This window comes from Streptomyces alkaliphilus (assembly GCF_014141535.1).
GTDB classification, from domain to species: Bacteria; Actinomycetota; Actinomycetes; order Streptomycetales; family Streptomycetaceae; genus Streptomyces; species Streptomyces alkaliphilus.
In genome coordinates this window covers 1-1049 of sequence record NZ_VKHT01001363.1, presented here as the reverse complement: position 1 = coordinate 1049, position 1049 = coordinate 1, and the positions used below count along the sequence as shown (strand labels likewise).

General features: G+C 73.1%; 2 protein-coding genes. Both read right to left on the bottom strand.

Going from position 1 to position 1049, the window contains the following annotated elements:
* Positions 1-245: 245 nt before the first annotated feature.
* Positions 246-368, bottom strand: coding sequence for a hypothetical protein (locus FNQ90_RS28275; RefSeq protein ID WP_267133113.1), 123 nt, complete (start codon positions 366-368; stop codon positions 246-248).
* 312 nt (positions 369-680) lie between these two features.
* Positions 681-1049, bottom strand: a 369-nt coding sequence (locus FNQ90_RS24495) for a hypothetical protein (RefSeq protein WP_182608336.1), incomplete at its 5' end; no start/stop codon positions are given.

Genomic DNA, 1049 nt, shown 5'->3' with positions numbered 1-1049 from the left:
GGGCGGTACGGCACACGGTGGGGAGGTGGCGACCACGCCGGAGGGCGAGGCGATGGGGCCAGTGGCGGGACCGGACGGCCGGGCGCTGTGCGGCCGGAGGAGGGGCGTCGGACCTCCGCCGAAGGCAGGGTGGCGACTACCGCCCCGGCTGTCGGAACCCGCGGGGAGCGGCTGTGCGAGGGAGCCGGCGGGCGGCGATGGGCTCCCGACAGGGAGGTCCGGGTGCAGGCCGTCCGGGAAGCGGATCAGGGGTTCGTCGTGCTGCCGCAGCTGTCCTCGACGGCCGAGCCGTTGGATCGGGAGGCTATCGAGCGGAGGGTGAGCTGCGAGGCCGCCACGTTGCCGGGCCGATCCCCCGAGGCGATCATCGGAGTGCTGTCCTGGCGCTGTCGCCCCTGCCCTTCGGCCTGCGGGCCCGAGTGGAGGATGTGGTGGTCGACGACACGGGACGAGGACGGGGAGCGGCCGGTCTCTTCGCCGCGGATCGCCCGGGAGGCAGGAGCCCGGACCGTTGATCTCACCCCCCGCCCCGACCGTGAGGCGGAGAAACGGTGGTGCGAACGTCTCGGTTTCCGGTCCCGGCGGTCAACCGTCCATTGCTTCCGGCTCGGTGGCTGAGCTCACCGGGCCGTAACCGGCTTTCCCCGTGCTGCGGGGCGGGGGCGGTTATGGGGCGGAGATCATCGGGGACCTCTGGCATCGGCGATGTGCACGAGCTGCCCCAGGGCGGTGGTGGTGTACCAGCCGCAGTCGATCAGGGCGTTGTAGCCGGCGTACTTCGGCAGGAAGCGCTTTTCCATGGCGCCCAGGTGGAGCAGGCAGTCGGGGCAGTGGCGCGAGAGGTGCACCAGGTAGCGGGGGTGGCCGGTGACGTAGGTCCGGGCCCCGCCGGTGGCGTCCCGCAGCCGCCACCCGTCCTCGTCGGTGGGGGTGTGCCAGGAGGGGGCCACGACGCGCATGGCGTCCCCCCACAGCTCGGCGCCCGCGACTCCCTTGATGACGACGACCCGGTCCCCGGCCTCGAAGTGGGAGTGGGTGATGTCCCGGGC

Bases quoted from the DNA above. Each gene is read 5' to 3' on its own strand.
- FNQ90_RS28275 (WP_267133113.1), bottom strand. From the start codon at position 368: ATGATCGCCTCGGGGGATCGGCCCGGCAACGTGGCGGCCTCGCAGCTC.